Genomic DNA, 24,125 nt, shown 5'->3' with positions numbered 1-24,125 from the left:
GCTGGCGGCGCGTACCGGTAGACGCGCGGCCGGCCCCCGCGAGCCGTCGGCGTCACGGGAATGCGGGGTGGCTTTCCGCCACACCCACGTCAACCCACGTCAACCTGCGGCACCGCCGGGCGGCACGACGACGAACGGGACGGGGCCGCCCAGGCGTCCCGGCCCGGTCCGCCCCCGCGAAGCGGAGCTCCCCGTTCCCTGCACCGAACGATGTACCCGGATCTCACCCCGAGGGCCGAGGCCGGGCGCGGACACCGTTCCTAGGCTGATGACGAGTACACCGACCCCGCAGCGGGACCCCGGCGCGGGGCTCCGCCCCAAGGAGAGGGAACCATGGCCCAGGCATCGAAGAACCTGTCGCAGGGGGTCGTCGTCTTCGCGATCGGCCTGGCACTCCGCTTGTTCACCGAAGGAGTGGAGACACCGGTCGTGACGCTGACGAAGGTCGGCGTGGTCCTCATGGTCATCGGCGGCGCGATGGCGGTGACGGGCCTCTTCCAGACGAAGTCCCTCCCGAAGAACCGGGGTTAGCCACCACCCTCCGCACATACGGCACACGGTGAACACCACGCGGGGTACGTTGGCGATGTGCGAACGGAGAGCGGCCACTTGAGGACTCGGAAGTCGGCGTGCGGGACTTCCCTTTCGCCACTTTTAGGAGTTAAGCCGGAATCCCAAGTTCTTGCCAAAAACCGCCCGGTGGCGGAGTAACGTCGCAGGTCAGGAAGAGTGCTCCCCGCGCGTGCGGGGGTGGTCCCTGAGGGCGAAGCTGTCCGCGGAGGGTGACCGCGTGCTCCCCGCGCGTGCGGGGGTGGTCCCGCAATGCCCTGGTGGGTCACGGGCCACCTGCCGTGCTCCCCGCGCGTGCGGGGGTGGTCCCGACAGGTCGTGGTACCCGAGCTTGTGCGCGAGGTGCTCCCCGCGCGTGCGGGGGTGGTCCCCCGGGTGACCACCCCTGGTACTGGAGGACGTCCTCAAGACACCGGTCCGGAACGGGCCGACGGAGTGACGAGGGCGCCGAGTGCGCCTTCGCCAGGCTCCGGGGGGAGCCGTCGCGTCGGGCGACCGTGCGCCGGTCGACGTCCCGGGCACGGGACGGGTCCGGCCCCGTGCCCCGGCGGGTTCCACCGCTCCCGCTGCCTGGAGGGCGGCGAGGCGGTGAAACCCCGTACGGTCAGGCTCGGTCCGCCCCGGCCGGGGGCTGACCGAGCGCCTCCCCCAGCACCCGTGCCGCCCGTTCCGTCTCCGTGAAGCTGACGTACAGCGGGGTGAAGCCGAAGCGGAGGGTGTCGGGGGCGCGGAAGTCGCCGATCACGCCCCGGCGGATCAGGTCCGTCATGACCCGTTCGGCGTCCGCGCAGCGCAGTGCCACCTGGCTGCCCCGTTCGGCGCGCGCCGACGGGGTCAGCACCTCCACCCGGCCCGGCGGCACGTACTCCGCGACGCACTCCAGGAAGAAGTCCGTGAGCGCCAGGGACTTGGCGCGCACCGCCTCCACCGGGACGCCGTCCCAGACGGTCAGCGCCTCCTCCAGGGCGAGCATGGAGAGGATGTCCGGGGTGCCCACCCGGCCCCGCGCCGCGTCCGGTCCCGGCTCGTACGCGGGACGCATCCCGAACGGTTCGCGGTGGCCCGTCCAGCCCGGCAGCGGGGAGTCGAACCGGTCCTGGTGGTCGCGGCGGAGGTACAGGTACGCGGGCGAACCCGGGCCCCCGTTCAGGTACTTGTAGGTGCAGCCGACCGCGAGGTCCACCCCGTGCAGGTCCAGTTCGACGGGGAGCGCGCCCGCGCTGTGGCACAGGTCCCACACCGCGAAGGCGCCCGCCGCGTGGACCGCGCCGGTCAGTCCCGGCAGGTCGTGGAGGCGTCCGGTGCGGTAGTCGACGTGGTTGAGCAGCACGGCGGCCGTCCGGGGGCCGAGCGCGGCGGGCACCTCGTCCGGGGCCACCGCCCGCACCGCGCACCCGGTCATCCGGGCCGCCGACTCCGCGATGTAGCCGTCGGTCGGGAACGTCGTCGCGTCGACGAGGACTTCGTCCCGCAGGGGGCCGCCCGGCGTGTGGCGTTCGTCGGCCTCCCTCGCCAGCCGGACCGCTCCGACGACCGCCTTGAAGACGTTCACGCTGGTCGAGTCGCCGACCACGATCTGCCCCCGCGCGGCGCCGACCAGCGGCGCGATCCGGTCCCCGATCCGCCGGGGCGCGTCCCACCAGCCGCTGCGGTCCCAGGACCGGATCAGCAGCTCGCCCCATTCGCGGCGGACCACGTCCTCGATCCGGCCGGGCACCGAACGGACCAGCGCGCCCAGCGAGTTGCCGTCCAGGTAGACGAGCCCCTCGGGGAGCGCGAACAGGTCGCGGCGGGGGGCGAGCGGGTCGGCGGCGTCGTGTCCGGCGGCCTCGAAGGTCAGCCGTCCGTCCGGCACGGGGCCGGGTCGCCCCGCAGGACGTCCGTCCGGCGCGGGGTCGTCGGGGCGGCGGTCCGGCGCGGGGCCGGGGGCGGCGTTCACACCCGGCTCCGGGCGGTCCACAGCTCCGGGAAGACGGTCTTCGCGGCCCGTTTCTCCAGCCACGCCACGCCCGCCGAACCGCCCGTGCCCTGCTTGGAGCCCATGGCCCGGCGGGTCGCGGAGAGATGGTCGTTGCGCCAGCGCCAGACGAGTTCCGCCACGTCCGTCAGCGTCTCGCCGAGCCGCAGCAGCTCCGGGTCGGCGGGGGCGGGCGGGACCTCGGCGGTCGTCGTCCCGGGGGTGTCCGCCGGGGTCCGGGGCCCGTCCCCGGGCGGATGGGCCGGGTGGTGGCTCCCGGCGGGGCGCTCCGCCGCGTACAGGGCCGCCCAGACGTCCTCCACCTGGGACGACGGCTCGTAGCGGGCGGTCGGCTCGCGGTGCAGGACGTCCGCCGGGATGCGGTGGCCCCGGCGGTCCAGCAGCCGCAGCACCTCGTCGTACAGGCTGGGGGCGCGCAGGGCCTCGTCCAGCTCGGCGTGGACGCGGGGCGCGCCCCGGTGCGGGACCAGCATGGACGCCGACTTCTCGCCCAGCAGGAACTCCATCCGCCGGTACATCGCCGACTGGAAGCCGGAGCCCTCCCCGAGCGCGCCCCGGTAGGAGTTGAACTGCGCGGGGGTGAGGGCGCTGAGCGGGTGCCAGGACGCGTTCAGCGCCTCCAGTTCCCGCACGGACCGCTTCAGCGCTGCGGTCGCGGCCGGGACGTCGTCCTCGCGCAGCGCCCGGGCGGCGGTCTCCCACTCGTGGACGATCACGGTGAACCACAACTCCATGACCTGGGTGGTCACCAGGAAGACCATCTCCCCGGGGTCGTCGGAGAGCGGCTGCTGGAGATGGGTGAGCACCTCCGCCCGGACGTAGTCCTCGTAGGGCGTCGTGCCGTCGAAGTCGAGGTGCGGCGCTTCGGGCGCGGGGGGCCCGGTGGGCGGGGCGGGTGCTTCGGGCGCGGCGGTCCCGGCCGGCGCTTCGGACTCGGTGGGTGCGGCAGTCGCGGCGGGCCGGGTGGCCGCTGTGGGCGCGGCGGGCGCTGCGGGCCCGGTGGGCGGGGTGGGGGCTTCGAGCGTGGCGGGCGGGGTGGGGGCTTCGGGCGCGGCGGGCGCCGTGGGCCGGGCGGCCGGTACGGGCTCGGCGGGGCCCGTGGGCGGGACGGCCGGTACGGGCCCGGCCGGTGCGGCGGGCTCGGTCTGCGTCGCGGGCCCGGCCGGTGGCCGGTCGCCGTTCGTGGCGCGGGGTGCCTCGTCGTGGGACATCGCTGTCTCCGTGCGTGTTCGGGTAGCGGTCCGCCCCTGCCCTTCCGGCAGGGGGCCCCGGTCCCCTCTCGCATCCTCGGTGATCTCCCCGGACACGGCAAGGCCCGCCCTGCCGGGTGGCGGCGGGCGGGCCGTGGTCCCCGGGGCGCGGCGGACGCGCCCGCGGACCGTGCTCGGGGACGCGGCGGACGCGCGGCCCCGGACCGTGCTCGGACCCTCGTCAGCCCAGGGTCTGGGCGGCCGTCGGGGAGGAGTCCTTCAGGAACTGGGAGCAGCGGGCGTACTCCTCCTGCTCGCCGATCGACTGCGCGGCGCGGGCCAGGGCGTGCAGGGCGCGCAGGAAGCCGCGGTTGGGCTCGTGCTCCCACGGCACCGGGCCGTAGCCCTTCCAGCCGTTGCGGCGCAGCGCGTCGAGGCCCCGGTGGTAGCCGGTGCGGGCGTAGGCGTACGACTCCACGACGCCGCCCCGGTCGAACGCCTCGTCCGCGAGCTGGGCCCAGGCGAGCGAGGAGGTCGGGTACCGGGCGGCGACGTCGGCGGGCGCGGTGCCCGAGGCGAGCGCCTCACGGGGGCCGGGGTCGTCGGGCAGATGGGTCGGGGGCGGTCCCCCGAGCAGGTTCTCGTGAATGGACATGGGTTCCAGTCTCCCAGGTGCCCCCGGGCGGCGGGCCCGGACCCGGGAACGCCGGGGGACGGGGAGCCGAGGGTGCGGGGCGGACCCTCCCGAACGGGACGGACGGGGAGCCCAGGGGGGCGCCGGGCGGGACCCCGTCCCGGACGCGCGGAGAGGCCCGGACGCGGTGAGGCCCGGCCCCGCGCGGAGGAAAACGTCCGCGTGGGGCCGGGCCTCACCGGACCGAACGGGTCCGGTCCGGTCAGAGCCGGTCAGGTCCGGTCCGGGAAGCCCGGACCGGGGTGACGCGCCGGGGCTACTTGAGCCGCGTGCCCGTGGAGCGCAGGTTGGCGCACGCCTCGGTGATCCGGGCGGCCATGCCCGCCTCGGCGAGCTTGCCCCAGGTGCGCGGGTCGTACTGCTTCTTGGCGCCGACCTCGCCGTCGACCTTCAGGACGCCGTCGTAGTTGCGGAACACGTGGTCCACGACCGGACGGGTGAACGCGTACTGGGTGTCGGTGTCGATGTTCATCTTGACCACGCCGTTCTCCAGCGCGGTGGCGATCTCCTCGACGGTGGAGCCCGAGCCGCCGTGGAAGACGAAGTCGAACGGGTCCTGCTTGCCGAACTTGGCGCCGACGCCCTCCTGGAGGTCCTTCAGCAGCTCGGGGCGGAGCACCACGTTGCCGGGCTTGTACACGCCGTGCACGTTGCCGAAGGACGCGGCGAGCAGGTAGCGGCCCTTCTCGCCCAGGCCGAGGGCCTCGGCGGTGCGGACGGCGTCGTCGACGGTGGTGTACAGCTCGTCGTTGATCTCGTGGGTGACGCCGTCCTCCTCGCCGCCGGTCGGGGTGATCTCGACCTCAAGGATGATCTTGGCGGCGGCGGCCTGGGCCAGCAGCTCCTGGCCGATGGCCAGGTTGTCCGCGAGGGTCTCCGCCGAGCCGTCCCACATGTGGGACTGGAAGAGCGGGTTCTCGCCCCGGGCGACGCGCTCGGCCGAGACGGCGAGCAGCGGGCGGACGTAGGCGTCCAGCTTGTCCTTGGGGCAGTGGTCGGTGTGCAGCGCGACGGTGATGTCGTACTTGGCGGCGACGATGTGCGCGAACTCGGCGAGCGCGACCGCGCCGGTCACCATGTCCTTGCTGTACTGGCCGCCCAGGAACTCCGCGCCACCGGTGGAGATCTGGATGATGCCGTCGCTCTCGGCCTCGGCGAAACCACGCAGGGCGGCGTGCAGGGTCTGCGACGAGGTCACGTTGATGGCCGGGTAGGCGAACTTGCCTGCCTTCGCCCGGTCCAGCATCTCGTTGTAGACCTCGGGGGTTGCGATGGGCATCTGTCCGCTCCTCGATGCTGTGCGGGATGTGGTTCTGACCGACCCCGACCTAGGTGTTCCGGACCCGGGCCCCGCCGCTGCGGCTCCGCCGTCGGCCGGGGCTCCGGGGTGGCGACGTCATCGTCGGTCCCATCCTCCCAGACGCGGACCCCTCCCCACGGCCCGGGGACCTCTCCCCGGGGGGTACGGGCCCCTTCCGCACGGTCCACGGGGCCCTTCCCCCGCCGCCTGGGGGGACCGTCCCCCACGGTCCGGGGGTGTCGCCCCCGCACCGCCCGTGGGGTGCCCTGGCCCCCGTAGCCCGGGGGCGTCGTCCTCACACGGGTCCTCGCGGGTCCTCGGGGGTCCTCGGGGGTCCGGGGAGGCCGTCCCCTCACCGGTCCGGGGCGTCCGGCCCCGTGGCGGGGAGCGCCCGTCACCCCGCGTTCCGGGGCGTCCGGCCCTCGCGGGTCCGTTCCGTCCGGCGCCCGCGGTCCGGGGTGCCCGGCGGACCGGGGCACTCCGGACGGAAGCGGTTCGGTGCCGGGCTCAGGTGCCGGGCTGAGGTGCCGGGCTCAGGTGCCGGGCTCAGGTGCCGGACTCAGTCGAGGCCCAGCTCGTCCTTGCCGTAGGCGTGCAGATACGGCACCGAGGCGCCCTCGGTGATCTTCTCGGCGGCGCCCGTCGCCCGGTCCACGATGGTGGCGACGGCGACGACCTCGGCCCCGGCGGCGCGGACGGCCTCGACGGCGGCCAGCGGGGAGCCGCCGGTGGTGGAGGTGTCCTCCACCACGAGCACCCGGCGGCCCCGGATCTCCGGGCCCTCCACCTGGCGCTGCATGCCGTGGGCCTTGGCGGCCTTGCGGACGACGAACGCGTCGAGGTGACGGCCCCGGGCGGCGGCGGCGTGCAGCATCGCCCCGGCGACCGGGTCGGCGCCCATGGTGAGCCCGCCCACCGCGTCGTACTCCAGGTCGGCCGTCAGGTCGAGCATCACCTGGCCGACGAGCGGCGCGGCCTCTCCGTCGAGGGTGACCCTGCGCAGGTCGATGTAGTAGTCCGCCTCGATCCCGGAGGAGAGGGTCACCTTGCCGTGGACCACGGCCTTGTCCTTGATCTGCTTCAGCAGGGCGTTACGCGCGTCGCTCATGCCGTCAGCTTAGGCGGGGCCCGGGGACGACCCGCGCCCCGGAGTCCGGGGCGCGGGGGCGGGGCCGGTCAGGGGCGGCGCCAGGTCCAGGTGGTGGTGGCCTCCAGCGGGTCCACCGGGGTGACCAGCCGGGGCGCGGTGTTCAGCCCGTCCGGCGGGCCGGTCTGCGGCTCCACGCAGACGGCGGCGTCCTGCTCGTCGTAGACCACCACCCACTTCTCCCGGGAGGTCACCGTGAGGGCGAGGCGGCCGGGCCAGGTGAGGGTGACGTCCACGCCGTCGGGCTGCCCGAAGCAGTCGTCCCAGGGGCCGGGCAGCGGGTCGGTCCGGCGGCCGGTCGGCAGATGGTCCTCGCCGCGCTCCTCCTGCCAGGCGGCGTCGAAGGACAGCTCCACCCCGGGGCCGTCCGGGTCCAGCCGCCGGTTGAACCAGGGGTGCCAGCCGAGCTGGGCGGGGAACGACGAGCCGTAGGTCTCCACGGCGAGCCCCAGCGTCAGCGAGTCGGGGGTCAGTTCCACCGTCTGGGTGACGAGCCCGGGGAACGGCCACGGGTCGGCCAGCTCATGGGTGAAGACCGCGCGGGTGGCGGTGAGGGAGTGTCGGTCGGTGCGCCAGACGCCGTCCCGGGCGGTGCCGTGGATGGCGTGCGGGGCCGCGTTCAACGGCATCTGGTGGACGTCGGCGCCGTCCCGGAAGCGTCCGTCCCGGATGCGTCCGCACCACGGGACCATGGGGAAGGAGCCGAAGCGCTCGCCCTGGCGCAGCAGCTCCGTCCCGTCGATCCGCAGACTCCCGATCCGGCAGCCGTCGCCCGGCCGCACGGTCACCTCCGCGTCGCCCGCGGTCAGCGTGATCTCGTCGTTGCTCACGTGCCGACCCTACGGTCAGAGGTCAGCGCCGCCGCCGCAGGGCCCGGCCGACGACGATCACCGTCGCCACCACCAGCGCGGCGGCGGGGGCGGCCCAGCGCAGGGTGGCGCCCTGGGCGGTGCCCTCGGGCGCGGGGACGGGGGCGTACCGGCCGCGCGGGGGCGCGTGGTCGACCTCCTCGGCGCTGCGGCCGATCATCGTGCGGCGGGCGTGGGCGGCCTCGGCGGGCGGGGTGTCGGCGCGGGCGGGGTGGTCGTCCACCTCGACCACCGCGTCAACCCCGTCAACCTCGTCGCCCTCGTCGGGGAGGACCACCTCCTCGGCCACCAGGTCGGCCACCGCGTCGGCGTCCGTCGCTTCGGTCACCACGTCGTCGGCCACCGCGTCCGCGGCCGTGCTGCCATCGGCCGTGACGTCGTCGGTCGTGACGTCGTCGGCCACCGCTTCGGCATCCGGCACGTCCCCGGCCGCTTCGGGCTCCTCGGTCGCGTCCCCGGCCGCCGTTTCGCCGGTCACCGTCTCTTCGGTCACCGCTTCGGCGTCCGGCACGTCCTCGGCCATGGTGTCGCCGTCCACCGCGTGGGACACCGCTTCGGCGTTCGCCACGTCGTCGTCGGCGTCCCCGGCGGCGTCACCGGCCCGGTCCACGGGCGGGTCCTCGGACGGGTCCGGGTCCGCCGGGTCCCCGTCCGGCCTGGGGGCCGGACGGGTCGGGTCGGGCGGGGCGAGGGCGGTGGCGAGCGTTTCGGCGAAGCGGTTCAGCAGCCGGACGGCGGCGGCCTCCAACGCGTCGGCGGCGAGGTCGGCGGCGCGGCCGTCCCCCGTCGCGGTGACGGTGAGGGCCGCCCGGGTGCCGGACCCGCCCGCCTCCTCGGCGGGCGTCAGGGCCACGGCCACCGTGACCCGCCCGGCGCCGGTGCCGCGCGCCTCGGTGCCCTCGGCCCGCAGGGTGACCCCCTCGGGACCGGGGTCGGTGCTCAGGGCGGCCCGGTACGTGATGGTGGTGCCGCCCGCGCGCAGCCTGAACCGGCCGGTGCCGGGGGCGTCCCCGGCGTCCTGCTGGAAGCCCGGCACCGAACGGGTCACCGTCGCCGGGTCGGTGAGCGCCTCGCGCAGGGTCTCCGCCCCGACCGGAATGAACACCTCGTGCTCCATGGCACCCGAGCGTACCGACGTCGTCCCCGCCGGGCCGCCGGACGGCCGGATCGGATGCGGCTTTCCGGGCGCGGGGGCGGTCCGGGGGACGTGTCCGGTGCCGCCCGGGGAACCGTCCGGGGTGCCCGGGGAGGCGTCCGGGCGCGGGGGCGGCGCCTTACGGCGCGGGTCCGTACGCCCGCCGCTTCCTGGTGGCCACCCCGTACGGGGACGTGTCCGTCGGCGGTGGGAGGGGCTCAGCCGTACCGGGGGTGGGCCAGGGTGGAGACCGGTGACGTCCCGTCCGGACGTTCCCGGGCCGCGCGCCGCACCCCGTCGGCGAGCTCGCGGGCGGTGAGCGCGGGCGGGCCGGGGGGCCGGGGGGCGGCGGACGTGCCGGACGTACGGGGTGGGCGGGGCGTACCGGGCGGCGCGGTGGCGTCCCCGGCGGTCCCGGCGGTCCCGGCAGCCCCCGCAGCCCCGGCACTCGCCGAGGGAACGGCCCCGGCGGAAGGACCCGGGGGAGCCGAGGAGACGGCCCCGACCGGCGGCCGGACGGGGTCCGGCGACCGGGCGACGTCCGACGGCGAGGTCACGGCCGCGTCCGGGGCACGGGTCACGTCCGACGGCGAGGTCACGCCCGGGGTACGGGTCAGATCCGGAGTACGGGTGATGTCCGGGGCGCGGACGGCGTCCGACGGCGAGGTCACGCCCGGCGGCAAGGTCCGGTCCGGAGCGCGGATGACGTCGTCCGACGGCAAGGTCCCGCCCGGAGCGCGGAAGACGTCGTCCGGCGGCAAGGTGACGCCCGGGGTGCGGGCCCCGGCCAGCAGCACGCCCCAGCCCCGTACGCCCGCCCCGGGCGACACGTACGGCACCACCCGCAGCCCGGCGGCCCGCACCGTGGCCTCGGCGGTCCAGAGCGTCCGGGCGCCGCCGTCCCCGTCCGCCGGGCCGCCGATCCGGACGGCGAGCCGTCCGCCGGGCGCGAGCATCCGGCGGGCGAGCCCGTAGAACTCCCGCGCGTACAGCTTGGTGGCCTCGGCGCGGCCGGGGCCGGGGAGGTCGCAGATCACCACGTCGTACCGCTCCCCGGGGTCCCGCCGGGCGCGGGCGGCGCGCAGCCAGTCGAAGACGTCCGTCCCGGTGGCGCGCACCCGGGGGTCGCGCAGGGCGTGGCCGTTGAGCGCGCGGAGGGCGGGGTCGGAGCGGGCCAGCCGGACCAGTCCGGGGTCCGGGTCCACCAGGTCGAGGCGGCGGACCCCGGGGTGGGCGAGCACCTCGCGGGCGGTGAGGCCATCGCCGCCGCCGAGCAGCAGGACCCGGGCGCGGGGTCCGGCGAGCGCGGGCCGGACCAGGGCCTCGTAGGGTTCCCGGGCGGCCCGCTCGGCCCCCGCCCCGGCCCCGGCCCCGCTGTCACCGCCCCCCTCCCCGGAAGGGGGAGGCGACGGTCCGGCCAGCCGGGGACGGCCGTCGAGGTAGAGGCGCACCGGCCGGTCCCCGCCGCCGGTGAGGACGACCTCCTGCTGTCCGGTCCAGACGGCCGCGCGGACGTCGTCCCCGTACACGGCCCGGCGCGCGCTCCGTTCGAAGTCGTCGGCGAGGACGGCGGCCACGGCGAGCAGGACGAGGACGGCGACGTTGGCACCGAGGACGAGCCGCCGGTCGCGGCGGGACAGATCGCGGTGGAAGAGGCCGAGGACGAGCAGTCCGCCCGCGACCGCGTTCACCGCCCCGGTCAGCAGCGCCCCGAAGAGCTGGCCGAACACGGGCAGCAGCAGGAGCGGGAAGGCGAGTCCGCCGACGAGGGCGCCCACGTAGTCGGCGGCGAAGAGGTCGGCGACAGCGCCGCCCGCGTCCTGGCGGCGGATGCGCTGGATGAGGACCATCAGCAGCGGCACCTCGGCGCCGATGAGCATCCCGATGGCGAGCGAGAAGGCGACCAGCGGCACCCCGGGGTCCCGCGCCCAGGCGAGGAGTCCGGCGTCGGGGCCGGTGCCGGGCGGGCCGAGCCAGGTGAACGCCGCGTACAGGGCCATGCCGCTGCCGCCGCCGACGAGGGCGAGCGTGGCCTCGATGAGCCCGAAGCCGAGGGCCGCGTGCCCGCGCAGCCGTTTCGCGGCGAGGGAGCCGATGCCCATGGCGAAGACCATCACCGAGAGCACGATGGACGCCTGGGTGAGGGAATCGCCCAGCAAGTAGGAGGCGAGGGCGAGCAGTTCGAGTTCGTAGGCGAGCCCGCAGGCCGCGCAGACGAACACACCGACCAGGACGAGGAATCGGGCCGCGCCCGCGGGGACGGGCAGCGGCGCCCGGCGGTCCGCGCGGGCGGGCGCGCCGGGCGGCGGCGCGGCGACCGGGCGCGGCGGGGGCGATTCGATCACGTTGCGACGGTACGTCACCGTTTCACCGGGGCCGGTCACCCACACGTGTGGATCTGCCGCCGGGGAGGCATGGCCTCGCGGTGACGCGTGGTCTACAGGGCGGCGGCTACGCGCACGCCGACGCGGGTACGGGTGGCGACGAGTTGGCCGTCCTGTGGATAGGCGTGCCAGGTGCGCCAGTGCACATGGCCGCCGTGGCGCTGGGCGAGCAGCGCGGTGAACGCGTGCGGGTCGCCGGGGAAGACGCCCGCGAGGCCGTGGGGGTGTTCCGAGACCAGCGCGAGCAACTCCTGGGCGCGCCCGGCGAACTGTCCGCTGGAGAGGGTCTCGACCCGGGCCGCGAACTCGTACTCCCAGTCACCGAGTTGTTTGGCCACTCCGAGCGGGAGCGGGGTGCTGCTGCCGGGGATGCAGGCGACGGTCTCCGAACAGCTGCCGCGCTCCTCCTCCAGCAGCACTTGGTGGGAGGCGCCGAGCAGGCGCAACTGGACCTTGGCTCCGGACAGTTCGAGGTCCAGGGTGGCCAGGGCGGGCAGCGGCTCCCGGCCCAGCGCCCAGGCGAGGTCGGAGGCGCTGGTGTCGGTGTAGGAGGTCTTCAGGGTCGTGAGCATGGGTCGGCTCCGCTAGCACGCAAGGGGAGAGGTGGCCGGCGGACGCCCGCGGCAGGCGCGGGACACGGTCCGGAGCGGTTCCGGGCGCTCTGCGTGCCGGCTCGTGCCCACGAGGTGTCCGCGGGCGGCGTTGACGTTAAGAGGGAATCATGAACTTCAGCGTCACCACAGCGTTTTTACCCAACTTCATGCGCATTCCATCCCGTCGAGGGCAGCACAGCTCACCTGTTCAAACCCCGCCGCCCGAACCGGTGATGACGGAAGGGGACTCCTGGGACGGACGGGGCGCGTCGGACGTACGCGACGGGGAGTGCGCTTCTCTCGCACGCCCCCCACCCGCATCGGGCGCCCCCGCGCACGGCGGACACGGCGCGACGCCCGACGGCCGGAGCCGACGGGCGTCTTCCGGTGCGCGGCCGGCCGGAGCCGATCCCCTCGGCGCCCCCGGCCCCCCTCCGGCCGGGGCTTGGTCCGGGGCTTCGGCCGGGACCCGGCTAGGCCCGGCTAGGCCGCCCGGCTACCCGGCTACGCCCGGCTTGGGCCCGCATCCGGCCTGGGCCAACCCTGGGCTTCGGCCCGGGGCCTGGGCTTCGGCGCGGGTTGGCCTCGGCCCTGGTCCAGGTCCGGGTCCGGGTCCGGTCCGGGTCCAGATCGGTCCGGGTCCAGGTCCCGGGGTCCGGGTCCGGGGTCCGGGTCCGGGGTCAGAGGTCCGGGTCCGAGGTCCGGGCTTCGGCTCAGCTGCCTCCGCCGCCGCACCCTCCCCCGCCCCCACCACAGGAGGACGACGACCCGCCGCAGGACGACCCGCCTCCCCCGCAGGACGAGCCGGTCGTGTGCGACGACGACGAACCGCCGCCGCCCGCGTACCAGCTCCCGGACCGCCGCCCCCGGGAGGACCGCCGCTCCCCCCGCGTCGCGATGACCATCACGAACACGACCACCACGAACAGGAACGCCACCGAGGCGACCAAACCAACGATCATCATGACTCCCCCTCTCGGACCCCGTCCGTCCCGTGGACCCGGGGCCCCCGTACCGACGGCTCCGCCGCACTCGACGTGCGTGCCGTACCGAGGTGCCCGAGGCACCCGATGTGCTTGTTCCGACCTGGCGGCGCGCGTCCTGGGACGCCCGGCGCCACGGGCCGTCGGTGCCGCGGAATGACTCCGATGTCCCGCGCGGCGCTGTTCGTCAGGCCCCCGTGAGCGGGTCCCTGGCGGGCCCGCTCCCCGTGTGTCCGGGAGATGCCCCCGCCGGACGCGCCCCAAAGCGGAATTGAGGAAATCCAGAGCTTTCGGACCGGTCCGGGCGGATACGGAACCCTCCCGTCGGGACGGTACCGCCCCTGGTCGGAGGGCCGGCGACCAGGTCCGGAACGGAGGAGGCCGGGAAGCCGGAAGGGCGGACTTGTCCCCGCCCCCGCCCGCCCCGGAGGATGAACGAGGACGGACCCGGAACCGGACCCCCGTCCCCCCACCACCACGAGGAGCGCCGAGATGGGCACCAGGCCGCCGCTGAACCGCAGGCTGGACGGGATGGGCACGACGATCTTCGCCGAGATGTCCGCCCTGGCCGCCGCCACCGGCGCGATCAACCTCGGCCAGGGCTTCCCCGACACCGACGGCCCGGAGGAGGTCCGCGAGGCCGCCGTGCGCGCCCTGCGCGACGGACGGGGCAACCAGTACCCGCCGGGCCCGGGCGTCCCGGAGCTGCGCGCCGCGGTCTCCGACCACCAGCGCCGCTTCCACGGTCTGGACGTCGACCCGGACACCGAGGTGCTGGTGACGGCGGGGGCGACGGAGGCCATCGCGGCGGCACTGCTGGCGCTGGTGGAACCGGGGGACGAGGTCGTCGCGCTGGAGCCGTACTACGACTCGTACGCGGCGGGGATCGCCCTCGCCGGGGGGACCCGGGTGCCGGTCACCCTGCGGCCCGACGGCGACCGGTTCCGGCTGGACCTGGACGAGCTGCGGGACGCGGTCACCCCGCGCACCCGGCTGCTGCTGATCAACACCCCGCACAATCCGACGGGCACCGTGCTGACCCGGGCGGAGCTGGCGGAGGTCGCCCGGCTCGCGGTGGAACGGGACCTGCTCGTCGTCACGGACGAGGTGTACGAGCACCTGGTCTTCGACGACGCCGACGGGAACCCCGCCGAGCACGTACCGCTGGCGTCCTTCCCGGGGATGCGCGAACGGACGCTCACCATCTCGTCGGCGGGCAAGACGTTCTCGTTCACGGGCTGGAAGGTCGGCTGGATCACCGGGCCGCCCCCGCTGGTCACGGCGGTGCGCACGGTGAAGCAGTTCCTCACCTACGTCTCGGCGGGCCCGTTCCAGTACGCGGTCGCCGAGGCGCTGGCGCTGCCCCACGCGTACTTCGACGGGTTCCGCGCCGATCTGCGGGCCAAGCGGGACCTGCTCGCGCGGGGCCTCGCGGACGCGGGCTTCACGGTCTACCGGCCCGCCGGGACGTACTTCGTCACCACCGACGTCCGCCCCCTCGGAGAGACCGACGGCTTCGCCTTCTGCCGCGCGCTGCCCGAACGCGCGGGCGTCGTCGCCGTCCCGAACGCCGTCTTCTACGACGACCGCGAGGCGGGCGCCCCGTTCGTCCGCTTCGCGTTCTGCAAGCGGACGTCCGTCCTGGACGAGGCGGTGAACCGCCTCAAGCGGCTGACGGGGTGAGGGGGCAGGTGCAGGGCGCCTTCGGACCTCCCGGTCTCACTCGGTGTCCTTCGGGTGTCGCGGCGAGGCGTACACGAGGACCACGGTGAAGGTCTCCGGACTCACCAGGTAGCGCACCCGGCCACCGCTGGTGACCTCGTACTCCCACTGCTCCCGGTCGGACCCCTTCCACTCCCTGGTGGCGTGCCTGCCCCGGAGCTGGTGCTGACGGTTCCAGTTCGCCCGGGAGAGCGGATCAGTGCGCAACGCCTCCAGACAGCGGTGCGCGTTCGGCAGTGCGATTCGGCACAGTTCCTCCCAGCCCGTCACCGCCTCCGTCGTTCCGAAGACGACGTTCCAGCCGCTGAGCGGGGGGACGCTGACCCGGTCCCCCTTCTTCGGACTCACCCGCGCACCTCGACCGGGCCGAGGTCGTCACCGCCCAGGGCGCGCGACGCCTCTCTGAGTTGATCGGGATCGGCGTTGACCCGGGCCGTGGCGCGCCAGGAGACGACCGCGCGATGCACCGCGCCCTCCGCCCCCAGTTCGGCCGCGTCGGACAACGCCCCGAGCAGCTCGACGGTGAAGGCCCGGACCTCCTCCTCGTCCAGGTGCCTCACCCAGGGGAACACCTCGGGGAGCGCGAGCAGCAGTGCCCTGGCGCCGTCGTTCTGCTTCATCAGCGCGAGGAAGAGCCGGGAAGCCGTGGTCAGGTTCTCCTCGGCGTACTCGGCGTGCGTGGCCGTGGTGAGCACCATGTCGGGCGCGTCCCGATGCGTGACGCGGAGGCGCCCCAGAGCGGCGGCCCTGGCCGCGACGCCTTTGGGGTTCCGGGAGAGGTCGGTGAAGGAGACGGTTTCCGATTCGGCTGCGAGATGAGCGATGGCCATTCTCCGAGAATACTCAGACCGTGTTCTGATTTCTATGGGAAGGCTCGCACGGCCACGGGACATGCGGACAGCGGGCGCGCCCGTACGCACATGAAGGCGCTCCGGTCGGGCACCACGGGACCAGCACGGCGAGCCACCGAACGGGTCCCTCGTTGGCCGTGCCGGGGGTCAGCCCAGCTCTCCGCCCAGGGACCGGAGCGGGGGCACCAGCTCCGGGTGGTCACCCCGTGAGGCGGACTGGAGGAGTTCCGTGGTCACGATGATCTGAGCGACCCGGCCCGCCTCCGTGCCGAGCACGGGGAAGGACTTCCGGACGCGCTCCGCGAACTCCGGGGCCAGCAAGGAGTACGCCAGCAACATGGCCGGGTCGTATCCGGTCGGCGCCCTTCCGAAGCCTTCCCAGTCCAGCAGGCAGGGTGTCTCCGTCGTGAGGTTCGCCGGTTGCAGATCGCCGTGAGCGGTGTCCCAGTCGGTGATCCGGGGCGCGGGCATGCCGAGGAACCGGGGAACCGCGCGGTCCGCCCACTCCTGACGGACGGCGACACGGTCCGTCGGGGTCCCGGCCACGGTGCCCAGGTCCGCGCGGAGCGAGTCCCACCACCCGTCCGGCGGGACCACCACGTCCGGGCCCAGCAAGGGTGACGGTGAGAGCACCGGTTCGGAGACGTACCGGCTCAGTTCGGCCAGGTACCCGTACCCCTCTTCGACGTGCTCCACGGTGTCGTACAAGGCGGGCTTCCGGACCCGGCGGTCGAAGAGTTCGGCCGCCAACCGGTTGCCCTCCCAGGTCTTCCCCGTGGCCTTGCCCTCCGGAGCGGTCACGAGGCGGAGGAAGCACGGCCCGTACCGCTGGCAGTGGACACGGGCGCTCAGGGTGCGTCCGAACCATCCCCAGACCTCGGGGCCGTCCACCGTGACGCCCAGCTCGTCCACGGCCCGCGTGAACGCCTCCGTCATCCGTTGCCGGTCGGCCGGGTCAGTCGGGGGCGAGTACATCGAGCACCTTTCGGAGCGTGGCGACCGGGACCGGCTCGGCGAGCGCCGCACGGGAGTCGTACCAGTGTGCCGACTCCGGCGCCACGGAAAGACCCGTGCCACCTCGGGGCATGACGCCACGTCCAGGAGACACGCTTGGGGAACGCGGATGTCCGGGCGGATCAGGTACGCCGGTTCACAGGTCGCCAGTTCGTTCGATTTCCTGCCGAAGAGCGATGCCGACGCGATGACGTGCCGCCCCCGCACTGATGTCCCCCGTGCGCCGGATCGGGTGGGCCTGGGGCCCGTTCCGACGCGCCTCGGCGGCCGTGCGGGGCGCTGAGCGCCAAGGTTCCGGTGTGAACCCCCGTACCCTCGCTCCCCCGGCGCCCCGGCCTCCCGCGCCCGGTCCTCCGCGCGTCCGACCCCGGACCCTGGCGCGGTTGGCGCGGTTGGCACGGCCACAGCGGCCACAGCGGCTACGGCTGCGGCGGCTGCCGCCGGTCGTCGTCGCGCTCGGGCTGTTCGCGGGGGTCCGGCTGGCCGGGGTCCTCGCGGTGGGGATCGCCGCCGCCGTGACCGACCGGTCGCTGTTCCGGCTGCTCGGGCGGTCCTGGGACTCCGCCTGGTACCTCGGGATCGCCGTGTACGGCTACGGGCACCGGATCACCCACTACCGGCCCGGGGTGATCTTCCGGGACCTGGCGTTCTTCCCGCTCTACCCGTCGCTGGTGCGGGCCGTGGAGACGGTGCTGCCGCTCTCCTGGGGCGCCGCCGGACTGCTGGTGTCGTGGACGGCGGCGGCCGTCGCCGCCTGCGGGATCTTCACCCTGGTCGCCCGAATGTACGGCGCGCCGACCGGGGTGGCCGTGGTGCTGCTGTGGGGGGTGCTGCCGCACTCGGTGATCCTCTCGATGGCGTACACCGAGCCGCTGCTGACCGCGTTCGCCGCCTGGGCGCTGTACGCGGCGGTCACCGGGCGCTGGGTCTGGGCGGGGACCCTGGCCGCGCTCGCCGGGCTCTCCCGGCCCAACGGGTTCGCCGTCGCCGCCGCGGTGATGGCGGCGGCCGCCCACGCGCTCTGGCGCCACCACCGCGCCGCCCGGGCCCCGGCACCCGGGACGGGGCTCGCCGCCCAGGCCCCGGTCCAGGCGGCCAGGACGGGTCCCGCCGCCCGGGCCGCGGCGTCCGGGCCAGCGCCCGGCCAGGCACCCGTCCCCGGAACGGCACCCGTCCCCGGAACCGCGTCCGCCCCCGGAACGACGCCCACCACCGGCACGGAGCCCGGCCCGGGAGCGGCATCCACCACCAGGACGGAGCCCGGCCCCGGAACCGCGTCCACCACCAGGACAGAGCCCGGCCCCGGAACCGCGTCCGCCGCCGGCACGGAGCCCGGCCCGGGAGCGGCACCCGGCACCGCGCCGGGCCCCGGGGAGTCCGACGGCCGTGCCCCGGGCGCACGCCCCCCGTCCGCACGCACCCGGGGTGACCGCCCGCGCGCCCGGGGTGACCGCCCGCGCGCCCCGGGCTCATGCCCCCCGGTCGCCCGCCCCGCGTCCGACCGGCTCGCGTCCGACCGGCTCGCGTCTGACCGCCCCGCGTCCGACCGGCTCTTCTCCGTCCACAGGCTGTGGACGGGCGCGCTGCTCGCTCCGCTCGGCTGGAGCGGCTACGTGCTGTGGGTGGGGTGGCGGCGCGGCGATCCGCTGGGCGGGTACTTCGCGGTGCAGCGCGACTGGGGGTCCCGGTTCGACTTCGGACGGGGTGCCGTCGCGTTCGTCGGGGTGCTGCTCTCCCGGACCAGCAAGTTCGTCTTCCCGATGGCGCTGCTGATCGTGCTGCTGGCGGTGCTGCTCTTCGCGCTGCTGCTGGCCGAGCGGACCCCGCTGCCGCTGGTCGTCTACACGGGGGTGCTGCTGGTGGTGGCGCTCGGCGGGGCCGGGTTCTTCGAGTCCAAGCCCCGGTTCCTGCTGCCCGCGTTCCCGCTGCTGATCCCGCTGGGCCGGGCGCTGGCCCGCACGGCGAGAGCCCGGCCGGGACCGGCGATCGTGGTGATCGCGTTCCTGACCGGGCTCTCCCTGTCCTACGGGGTGTTCCTGATCGCCTTCGGGCGGGCGCCGCTGTGACGGGCGCGACGGACCGGTGGCGGGACCGGAACGGGCGGGACTACTTCTCGTCCGCCGGACCGTCCCCGTCCTCGGGGCCCTCCGCCGAGTCGACGTCCTTCTCCAAGCCGAGGTGCTCGACCAGCCAGCGGTCGAACTCGATCGCGGCGCGCACCCAGCTCACCGTGGAGGACACGAAGTGCTCCAGGCTGACGCCGGTGCCGATGAGCATCTGCGCCTCACCGATCAGCCGGACGGTGCCGTCGTCGTGGGTGTGGCTGTAGACCTTGGGCCACAGGGTGCGACGGTTCCAGTCGTCGGTGGACTCCAGCAGCGCGGCCTTGTCCTCGATGGCGTGCGGCCGGTCGTAGAACGTCCGCACGGAGAAGACCTGCTGCTCGCCCTCGCCGCGGAACATGAAGTAGGTGCGGAACTCCTCCCACGGCGCGGCGAGGTCGCCCTCGTCGTCGATGACGTACTTCAGCTCCATCTGCTCCAGGAGCTGCTTCACGAGGTCCTGGTCCGGGACGACGGGGCCCGCCGGCCCATCGGACTGCGGCTCGGGCTGGCCCCCGAAGTTCGGAATCGAGGACGGGTCGATGCTCACCGTGTATTTCCCTTCGAACGGATTGAGTCATCCTCCCCCATGCCGGGCGGGTGCTGGCAACCCCCGCCCGGCGTACGTTCCGCGCCGGTGACCGGATCCGGCCGGGAAACCGGGCGGGAACCGGGTGGAACCGGTCCGGGGTTCGCTCAGAGCGTCTTTCCGGACGCCCCTCCGGAGGGGTCCGGGGCGGCTCCGGAGGCTCCGTCGGTCCCGGTCGCCGTCCCGGTCGCCGTCCCGGTGGCTGACGCACCGGGCACGTCCGGCGACGCTCCGGGTACGCCCGGCGCACCGTGCGCACCGCCCGCACCGCCCGCCCCGTCCGGCGCGTCCGTCGTCGCGCGGCCCACGAACAGCCCGTCCCCGGCCGCGTCGACCCGGACGGTGTCGCCGTCCCGGACCTCGCCCGCCAGGATCTCCCTGGCCAGCCGGTCCCCGATCGCGGTCTGCACCAGCCGCCGCAGCGGCCGGGCCCCGTACGCGGGGTCGTTGCCCTCGGTGGCGAGCCAGGCCAGCGCCTCCTCGCTCACCTCCAGTGTGAGCCGTCGTTCGGCCAGCCGCCCGGCGAGCCGGGCGATCTGGAGGCGGGCGATCCGGGCCAGCTCCTCGCGGTCCAGCGCCGAGAAGACCACCAGGTCGTCGAGGCGGTTGAGGAACTCGGGCTTGAAGGACGCCCGGACCGTCTCCAGGACCTGCCGCTTCTTCTCCTCCGGACCGGTCAGCGGGTCCACCAGGTACTGGCTGCCGAGGTTGGAGGTGAGGATGAGGATCGTGTTGCGGAAGTCGACCGTGCGGCCCTGGCCGTCGGTGAGCCGTCCGTCGTCCAGTACCTGGAGCAGGACGTCGAAGACCTCCGGGTGCGCCTTCTCCACCTCGTCCAGCAGCACCACGCTGTACGGGCGCCGCCGCACCGCCTCGGTGAGCTGGCCGCCCTCCTCGTAGCCGACGTAGCCGGGGGGCGCCCCGACCAGCCGGGCCACGCTGTGCTTCTCGCCGTACTCCGACATGTCGATGCGGACCATCGCCCGCTCGTCGTCGAAGAGGAAGTCCGCGAGGGCCTTCGCCAGCTCCGTCTTGCCGACCCCGGTCGGGCCGAGGAACAGGAACGAGCCGGTGGGCCGGTCGGGGTCGGCGATCCCGGCCCGGGTGCGGCGCACCGCGTCCGCCACCGCCGAGACGGCCTCGGACTGCCCGATCAGCCGGTGGCCGAGCTCCTCCTCCATTCTCAGCAGCTTCTGCGTCTCCCCCTCAAGCAACCGTCCAGCCGGAATTCCCGTCCACGAACCCACCACGTCCGCGATGTCGTCCGGTCCGACCTCCTCCTTGACCATGGTGTCCCGGGCGGCCTCCTCCTCCGCCTCGGACGCCTCCTCCAAGGCGCGCTCCAGGCCCGGGATCTCCCCGTACAGCAGCTTGGAGGCGGTGTCGAAGTCCCCGTCGCGCTGGGCCCGTTCGGCCTGTCCGCGCAGATCGTCCAGGCGTTCCTTCAGTTCGCCGACCCGGTTGAGGGACTGCTTCTCCTTCTCCCAGCGGGCGGTCAGCCCGCGCAGCTCCTCCTCGCGGTCGGCGAGGTCGCGGCGGAGCTTGTCCAGCCGCTGGCGGCTGGCGGGGTCGGTCTCCCGGCCGAGGGCCAGCTCCTCCATCCGCAGCCGGTCCACCGAACGCTGGAGCTCGTCGATCTCCACGGGCGAGGAGTCGATCTCCATCCGCAGCCGGGAGGCGGCCTCGTCCACCAGGTCGATGGCCTTGTCGGGGAGGAAGCGGGAGGTGATGTACCGGTCGGAGAGGGTCGCGGCGGCGACCAGCGCGCTGTCCGCGATCTGCACCTTGTGGTGGGCCTCGTAACGGCCCTTGAGCCCGCGCAGGATGGCGATGGTGTCCTCGACGGTCGGCTCCGCGACCAGCACCTGCTGGAAGCGGCGCTCCAGCGCCGGGTCCTTCTCGATGCGCTCGCGGTACTCGTCCAGGGTGGTGGCGCCGACCATCCGCAGCTCGCCACGGGCCAGCATCGGCTTCAGCATGTTGCCCGCGTCCATCGCGGAGTCGCCGCCCGCGCCCGCGCCGACGACGGTGTGCAGCTCGTCGATGAAGGTGATGACCTGGCCGTCGCTGTCCTTGATCTCCGCGAGGACCGTCTTCAGCCGCTCCTCGAACTCGCCCCGGTACTTGGCGCCGGCGACCATCGCGCCGAGGTCCAGCGCCACCAGCCGCTTGTCGCGCAGCGACTCGGGGACGTCGCCCTTGACGATGCGCTGGGCGAGGCCCTCGACCACGGCGGTCTTGCCGACGCCGGGCTCGCCGATCAGCACGGGGTTGTTCTTGGTGCGGCGCGAGAGCACCTGGACGACCCGGCGGATCTCCTGGTCGCGGCCGATCACCGGGTCGAGCTTGCCCTCCCGGGCGGCCTCGGTGAAGTCGGTGCCGAACTTCTCCAGCGCCTTGTACGAACCCTCCGGGTCCGGTGTGGTCACGCGGCGCCCTCCCCTGTTCTCCTCGAAGGCCGCCAGCAGCCTCTTCGCCGTCGCGCCCTGCCCGGCCAGGATCTCACCGGCCCGGCCGCCCTTCGCGGCGAGGCCGATCAGCAGGTGCTCGGTGGAGAGGAAGTCGTCGCCGAGGTCCTTGGCGCGGCGGGCCGCGTCCGCGAGGACGGCCAGCGTCTCCCGGCTGGGCTGCGGGGGCGCGACCGTGGAGCCGGTGACGCTGGGCAGCTCGGCGAGCAGCCGTTCCGCCCCCGCGCGCACGGCGGCCTGGTCGGCCTCGACCGAGACCAGCAGATCGGTGATGTTCTCGGCGGCGGGAGCGCCGTCCCCGCCCAGCAGGGCGAGCAGTACGTGCGCGGGGGTGAGGTCGGGGTGCCCCCCGGCGACGGCGCGGCTGCTCGCCGCGTTGATGGCGTCCCTGCTCCGGTTCGTCAGCTCGGCGTCCACGTGCGCTGTCTCCTCCTGTCGTCGCTCACTACACCTGACCAGACCAACTTACACAAAGTTGAGTCTATTCCACTCACCCTTGAGGAGGATTCCCCCTAGGGGTTACCGGAAGCGGGTCCCCGTAGGGGTTCCCGGCCACCGGCATGACGAAAGCCCCGGCCGGGACGGCTCGGGGCTCGGGGGCTCAGGGGCGCGGAACGGAGACGGCACGGGGTGCCAGGCGGGCGGAGCGAGGCGGCGCGGGCACCAAGAGGAGCGGGAGAAGAGGAGGAGGGACGACGACAGCGGCGCCACCGCGTTTCAGGTTCACGGTGGCGCCGCTGCGGGGGGAAGCACCCAAGGCGATCTATAACGACGGGGGAATCGCCTCAGGCACTGCGGGGGGTGGCGGAAATGGTCGTCGGGGTGTCGCGCGCCACCGGAGCGTCGCGGTCCACCAGTTGTTCATGGTCACGCTGGTCGAGATTGACGAAGATCATCCCGTACCGGATGGCACATCGGACGGGACGGGGAGCACCCCGCGGCCTGCGCAGGCACCGGTAGGCGCGGACGTCCTCGTCCTCGTCACGGACGACGACCACCGGCTCCCCGAAGAGGGTCACCATCAGCGAGTCGCCCTGGTGGGGGATCGCCGTGACCAAGTCGATGAAGTGCCATCCGGAGCGATAGGCGGTGGCCATCTCGCGACGGAAGGAACGATCGTCGGGCGGCGTGCTCATGATCCCCAGCCGGTCTTGGTGACGCCGGTCTTGGTGACACTGGTCTTGCTGACGCCGGTCTTGCCGACGTTGGCCGGAACGGAGAAACCCCAGCCGGTGTCGGCTGGCTTGCTGATGACCGAGCCGCCCTTGGCCGGTGCGACCCAGCCCCAGCCGGTGTCGGCTTGAGCGGTCGTGGCGCCTGCGAGACCGAGTGCGCCCGCTGCCACCACCACGGAGAAAGTCGCCAGCACTGAGCGAAGCATTCTCTTGAACATAGTCGGCTTCGTCCTCACCTGATGAGTCCTCTCCCCCGGTGCAACAAGACGATGACTCATTCAGGCACGTCAACACCACTGAACCGATGCATCATGTTCCTGCATGTACAAGACCCTGGGGGGTGGAGATTTGCCTATAACCAACACACATCCGACACATCACCACTCCATGGCCGAGCTGTGCGCCGAGGGAGGACAGCTCTACGCGAGCGCACTGAGTGCCGGACGCATCGCCCGCACCGAGGTGATCGCCGCCCCGTGCCTCCTGGAATTCGCCCTTCTCCACCCCGATCCGGACGATGCGAACTGGCTGCGGCCCGTCCCGCCCTCGGTGGCCCTGGCGCAGCGCCTCCACCCGCTGGAACGGGAAATCCTGGACAGACGTCGGTTGTCCATCGAACTGACCGAATCATTCGAGCCGTTCATGGCGCTCAGCGCCCAGGCCCCGGCGCCCACCCACGCGATCACCGTGCTCGAAGGGATCGACCGGATCAACGCGGCGCTGAACCTGGCCACCTCCGAGGTCCGCTCCGAGGTCCTCACCGTCCAGCCCGGCGGCCGCCGCAGCGAACACATCCTCAGCCAGGCCCTGGAACGCGACCGTCCGCTGACCGACCGGGGCGTCCGGATCCGCACCCTCTACCAGCACACCGTCCGGCACAGCCAGGGCACGATGGCGTACGTCGACCGGATGGCCGACGGGCTGATCGAGATCCGCACCCTGGAGGAGCTGATCGAGCGGCTCATCATCTGTGACGACGCGGTGGCCTTCATCCCCGCGGGCAACGACGGCAGCGGCAAGGACGACGTGGCGCTGGAACTGCGCCACCCCGGACTGGTCCGCTATCTGATCCGGGTCTTCGAGCAGCTGTGGCGACGGGCCACCCCCCTGCTGGACGAGGTGCCCTACCCCGCCACCCCCGACGGCATCACCGGCGTCCAGCAGTCCATCGCCAAGCTCCTCGTCGAGGGGTACGTGGACGAGGCCATCGCCCGCCGCCTCGGCATGAACGTCCGCACCTGTCGCGCCCACATCGCCAAGCTCGCCGCCTCGCTGGGCAGCGGGAGCCGTGCCCAGCTCGGCTATCTGATAGCCCGGTCGGGCATTCTGGAGCGCGATCAGTGACCGACGACTAGCCGGGG

17 protein-coding genes and 3 pseudogenes are annotated in these 24,125 nt (G+C 74.1%); 4 read left to right on the top strand and 16 right to left on the bottom strand.

Annotated elements, in window-relative coordinates; all coding sequences use genetic code 11:
- Positions 1 to 333: 333 nt before the first annotated feature.
- On the top strand, positions 334 to 531 hold the full coding sequence (locus ACVWNX_RS18530; RefSeq protein ID WP_454408337.1) for a DUF5708 family protein: 198 nt from the start codon (positions 334 to 336) through the stop codon (positions 529 to 531).
- A gap of 643 nt (positions 532 to 1,174) precedes the next feature.
- Here ACVWNX_RS18530 and ACVWNX_RS18525 read toward each other — a convergent pair.
- The 9 genes and pseudogenes from ACVWNX_RS18525 to ACVWNX_RS18485 all read right to left on the bottom strand — a co-directional run bounded on the left by ACVWNX_RS18525 (position 1,175) and on the right by ACVWNX_RS18485 (position 11,839).
- A complete protein-coding gene (locus ACVWNX_RS18525) occupies positions 1,175 to 2,410 on the bottom strand; it encodes a kynureninase (protein WP_454414827.1) in 1,236 nt (411 codons plus the stop codon).
- A gap of 95 nt (positions 2,411 to 2,505) precedes the next feature.
- Positions 2,506 to 3,417: pseudogene (locus ACVWNX_RS18520) on the bottom strand (tryptophan 2,3-dioxygenase family protein); the annotation flags it as partial.
- Between the two features lie 562 nt (positions 3,418 to 3,979).
- Positions 3,980 to 4,393 (bottom strand): DUF3151 domain-containing protein, encoded by a 414-nt coding sequence (locus ACVWNX_RS18515; protein ID WP_454408335.1) that lies wholly within the window; start codon positions 4,391 to 4,393, stop codon positions 3,980 to 3,982.
- Between the two features lie 295 nt (positions 4,394 to 4,688).
- The gene (gene fbaA, locus ACVWNX_RS18510) at positions 4,689 to 5,711 is read right to left on the bottom strand and encodes a class II fructose-bisphosphate aldolase (protein ID WP_454408333.1); all 1,023 of its coding nucleotides are present in this window, start codon (positions 5,709 to 5,711) and stop codon (positions 4,689 to 4,691) included.
- Positions 5,712 to 6,291: 580 nt separating this feature from the next.
- On the bottom strand, positions 6,292 to 6,840 hold the full coding sequence (gene pyrE / locus ACVWNX_RS18505; RefSeq protein WP_454408331.1) for an orotate phosphoribosyltransferase: 549 nt from the start codon (positions 6,838 to 6,840) through the stop codon (positions 6,292 to 6,294).
- 68 nt (positions 6,841 to 6,908) lie between these two features.
- Positions 6,909 to 7,709: an aldose epimerase family protein gene (locus tag ACVWNX_RS18500; protein WP_454408329.1), complete on the bottom strand. Its 801-nt coding sequence runs from the start codon at positions 7,707 to 7,709 to the stop codon at positions 6,909 to 6,911.
- 22 nt (positions 7,710 to 7,731) lie between these two features.
- Complete coding sequence (locus tag ACVWNX_RS18495; RefSeq protein WP_454408327.1) at positions 7,732 to 8,865, bottom strand: SRPBCC family protein; 1,134 nt, start codon at positions 8,863 to 8,865, stop codon at positions 7,732 to 7,734.
- 770 nt (positions 8,866 to 9,635) lie between these two features.
- Positions 9,636 to 11,228 (bottom strand): annotated as a pseudogene (locus ACVWNX_RS18490) (spermine/spermidine synthase domain-containing protein); the annotation flags it as partial.
- Between the two features lie 92 nt (positions 11,229 to 11,320).
- Positions 11,321 to 11,839 (bottom strand): DUF2617 family protein, encoded by a 519-nt coding sequence (locus ACVWNX_RS18485; RefSeq protein ID WP_454408325.1) that lies wholly within the window; start codon positions 11,837 to 11,839, stop codon positions 11,321 to 11,323.
- A gap of 1,496 nt (positions 11,840 to 13,335) precedes the next feature.
- Between ACVWNX_RS18485 and ACVWNX_RS18480 the strand changes: the two genes are divergently transcribed.
- Positions 13,336 to 14,526 (top strand): pyridoxal phosphate-dependent aminotransferase, encoded by a 1,191-nt coding sequence (locus ACVWNX_RS18480; protein ID WP_454408323.1) that lies wholly within the window; start codon positions 13,336 to 13,338, stop codon positions 14,524 to 14,526.
- Positions 14,527 to 14,562: 36 nt separating this feature from the next.
- Here ACVWNX_RS18480 and ACVWNX_RS18475 read toward each other — a convergent pair whose 3' ends face one another.
- The 3 genes from ACVWNX_RS18475 to ACVWNX_RS18465 all read right to left on the bottom strand — a co-directional run bounded on the left by ACVWNX_RS18475 (position 14,563) and on the right by ACVWNX_RS18465 (position 16,391).
- Positions 14,563 to 14,913, bottom strand: a complete 351-nt coding sequence (locus ACVWNX_RS18475; RefSeq protein ID WP_454408321.1) for a hypothetical protein — start codon at positions 14,911 to 14,913, stop codon at positions 14,563 to 14,565.
- On the bottom strand, positions 14,910 to 15,395 hold the full coding sequence (locus tag ACVWNX_RS18470) for a prevent-host-death family protein (protein ID WP_454408320.1): 486 nt from the start codon (positions 15,393 to 15,395) through the stop codon (positions 14,910 to 14,912). Before ACVWNX_RS18470 ends, ACVWNX_RS18475 begins: the two co-directional genes overlap by 4 nt.
- A gap of 168 nt (positions 15,396 to 15,563) precedes the next feature.
- On the bottom strand, positions 15,564 to 16,391 hold the full coding sequence (locus ACVWNX_RS18465; RefSeq protein ID WP_454408319.1) for an aminoglycoside phosphotransferase/kinase family protein: 828 nt from the start codon (positions 16,389 to 16,391) through the stop codon (positions 15,564 to 15,566).
- A gap of 422 nt (positions 16,392 to 16,813) precedes the next feature.
- On the opposite strand from ACVWNX_RS18465, the gene ACVWNX_RS18460 reads away from it, so the two are divergent.
- The gene (locus ACVWNX_RS18460) at positions 16,814 to 18,496 is read left to right on the top strand and encodes a hypothetical protein (protein WP_454408318.1); all 1,683 of its coding nucleotides are present in this window, start codon (positions 16,814 to 16,816) and stop codon (positions 18,494 to 18,496) included.
- A 40-nt stretch (positions 18,497 to 18,536) separates the two neighbouring features.
- Here the strand turns inward: ACVWNX_RS18460 and ACVWNX_RS18455 are convergent, their stop codons facing one another.
- The 4 genes and pseudogenes from ACVWNX_RS18455 to ACVWNX_RS18440 form a co-directional block, all read right to left on the bottom strand.
- Positions 18,537 to 19,082, bottom strand: coding sequence for a type III secretion system chaperone family protein (locus ACVWNX_RS18455; protein ID WP_454408316.1), 546 nt, complete (start codon positions 19,080 to 19,082; stop codon positions 18,537 to 18,539).
- 332 nt (positions 19,083 to 19,414) lie between these two features.
- A pseudogene (clpB, locus tag ACVWNX_RS18450) lies at positions 19,415 to 22,006 on the bottom strand (ATP-dependent chaperone ClpB); the annotation flags it as partial.
- 368 nt (positions 22,007 to 22,374) lie between these two features.
- A complete protein-coding gene (locus ACVWNX_RS18445; RefSeq protein WP_454408314.1) occupies positions 22,375 to 22,725 on the bottom strand; it encodes a hypothetical protein in 351 nt (116 codons plus the stop codon).
- Positions 22,722 to 22,982 (bottom strand): hypothetical protein, encoded by a 261-nt coding sequence (locus tag ACVWNX_RS18440; RefSeq protein ID WP_454408313.1) that lies wholly within the window; start codon positions 22,980 to 22,982, stop codon positions 22,722 to 22,724. The genes ACVWNX_RS18445 and ACVWNX_RS18440 overlap by 4 nt, the downstream gene beginning before the upstream one ends.
- Before the next feature lie 169 nt (positions 22,983 to 23,151).
- On the opposite strand from ACVWNX_RS18440, the gene ACVWNX_RS18435 reads away from it, so the two are divergent.
- Positions 23,152 to 24,108: a helix-turn-helix transcriptional regulator gene (locus ACVWNX_RS18435; protein ID WP_454408311.1), complete on the top strand. Its 957-nt coding sequence runs from the start codon at positions 23,152 to 23,154 to the stop codon at positions 24,106 to 24,108.
- Positions 24,109 to 24,125: the final 17 nt, after the last annotated feature.

This window comes from Streptomyces sp. JNUCC 64, assembly GCF_054484115.1.
This window is presented reverse-complemented; position numbering and strand designations above follow the sequence as displayed.

Excerpts from the sequence above, each read along its gene's own strand:
- ACVWNX_RS18530 (WP_454408337.1), top strand. The coding sequence starts at position 334 with ATGGCCCAGGCATCGAAGAACCTGTCGCAGGGGGTCGTCGTCTTCGCG.
- ACVWNX_RS18515 (WP_454408335.1), bottom strand. The coding sequence starts at position 4,393 with ATGTCCATTCACGAGAACCTGCTCGGGGGACCGCCCCCGACCCATCTG.
- fbaA (WP_454408333.1), bottom strand. The coding sequence starts at position 5,711 with ATGCCCATCGCAACCCCCGAGGTCTACAACGAGATGCTGGACCGGGCG.
- pyrE (WP_454408331.1), bottom strand. The coding sequence starts at position 6,840 with ATGAGCGACGCGCGTAACGCCCTGCTGAAGCAGATCAAGGACAAGGCC.
- ACVWNX_RS18495 (WP_454408327.1), bottom strand. The coding sequence starts at position 8,865 with ATGGAGCACGAGGTGTTCATTCCGGTCGGGGCGGAGACCCTGCGCGAG.
- ACVWNX_RS18485 (WP_454408325.1), bottom strand. The coding sequence starts at position 11,839 with ATGCTCACGACCCTGAAGACCTCCTACACCGACACCAGCGCCTCCGAC.
- ACVWNX_RS18480 (WP_454408323.1), top strand. The coding sequence starts at position 13,336 with ATGGGCACCAGGCCGCCGCTGAACCGCAGGCTGGACGGGATGGGCACG.
- ACVWNX_RS18470 (WP_454408320.1), bottom strand. The coding sequence starts at position 15,395 with ATGGCCATCGCTCATCTCGCAGCCGAATCGGAAACCGTCTCCTTCACC.
- ACVWNX_RS18465 (WP_454408319.1), bottom strand. The coding sequence starts at position 16,391 with ATGTACTCGCCCCCGACTGACCCGGCCGACCGGCAACGGATGACGGAG.
- ACVWNX_RS18445 (WP_454408314.1), bottom strand. The coding sequence starts at position 22,725 with ATGAGCACGCCGCCCGACGATCGTTCCTTCCGTCGCGAGATGGCCACC.
- ACVWNX_RS18440 (WP_454408313.1), bottom strand. The coding sequence starts at position 22,982 with ATGTTCAAGAGAATGCTTCGCTCAGTGCTGGCGACTTTCTCCGTGGTG.
- ACVWNX_RS18435 (WP_454408311.1), top strand. The coding sequence starts at position 23,152 with ATGGCCGAGCTGTGCGCCGAGGGAGGACAGCTCTACGCGAGCGCACTG.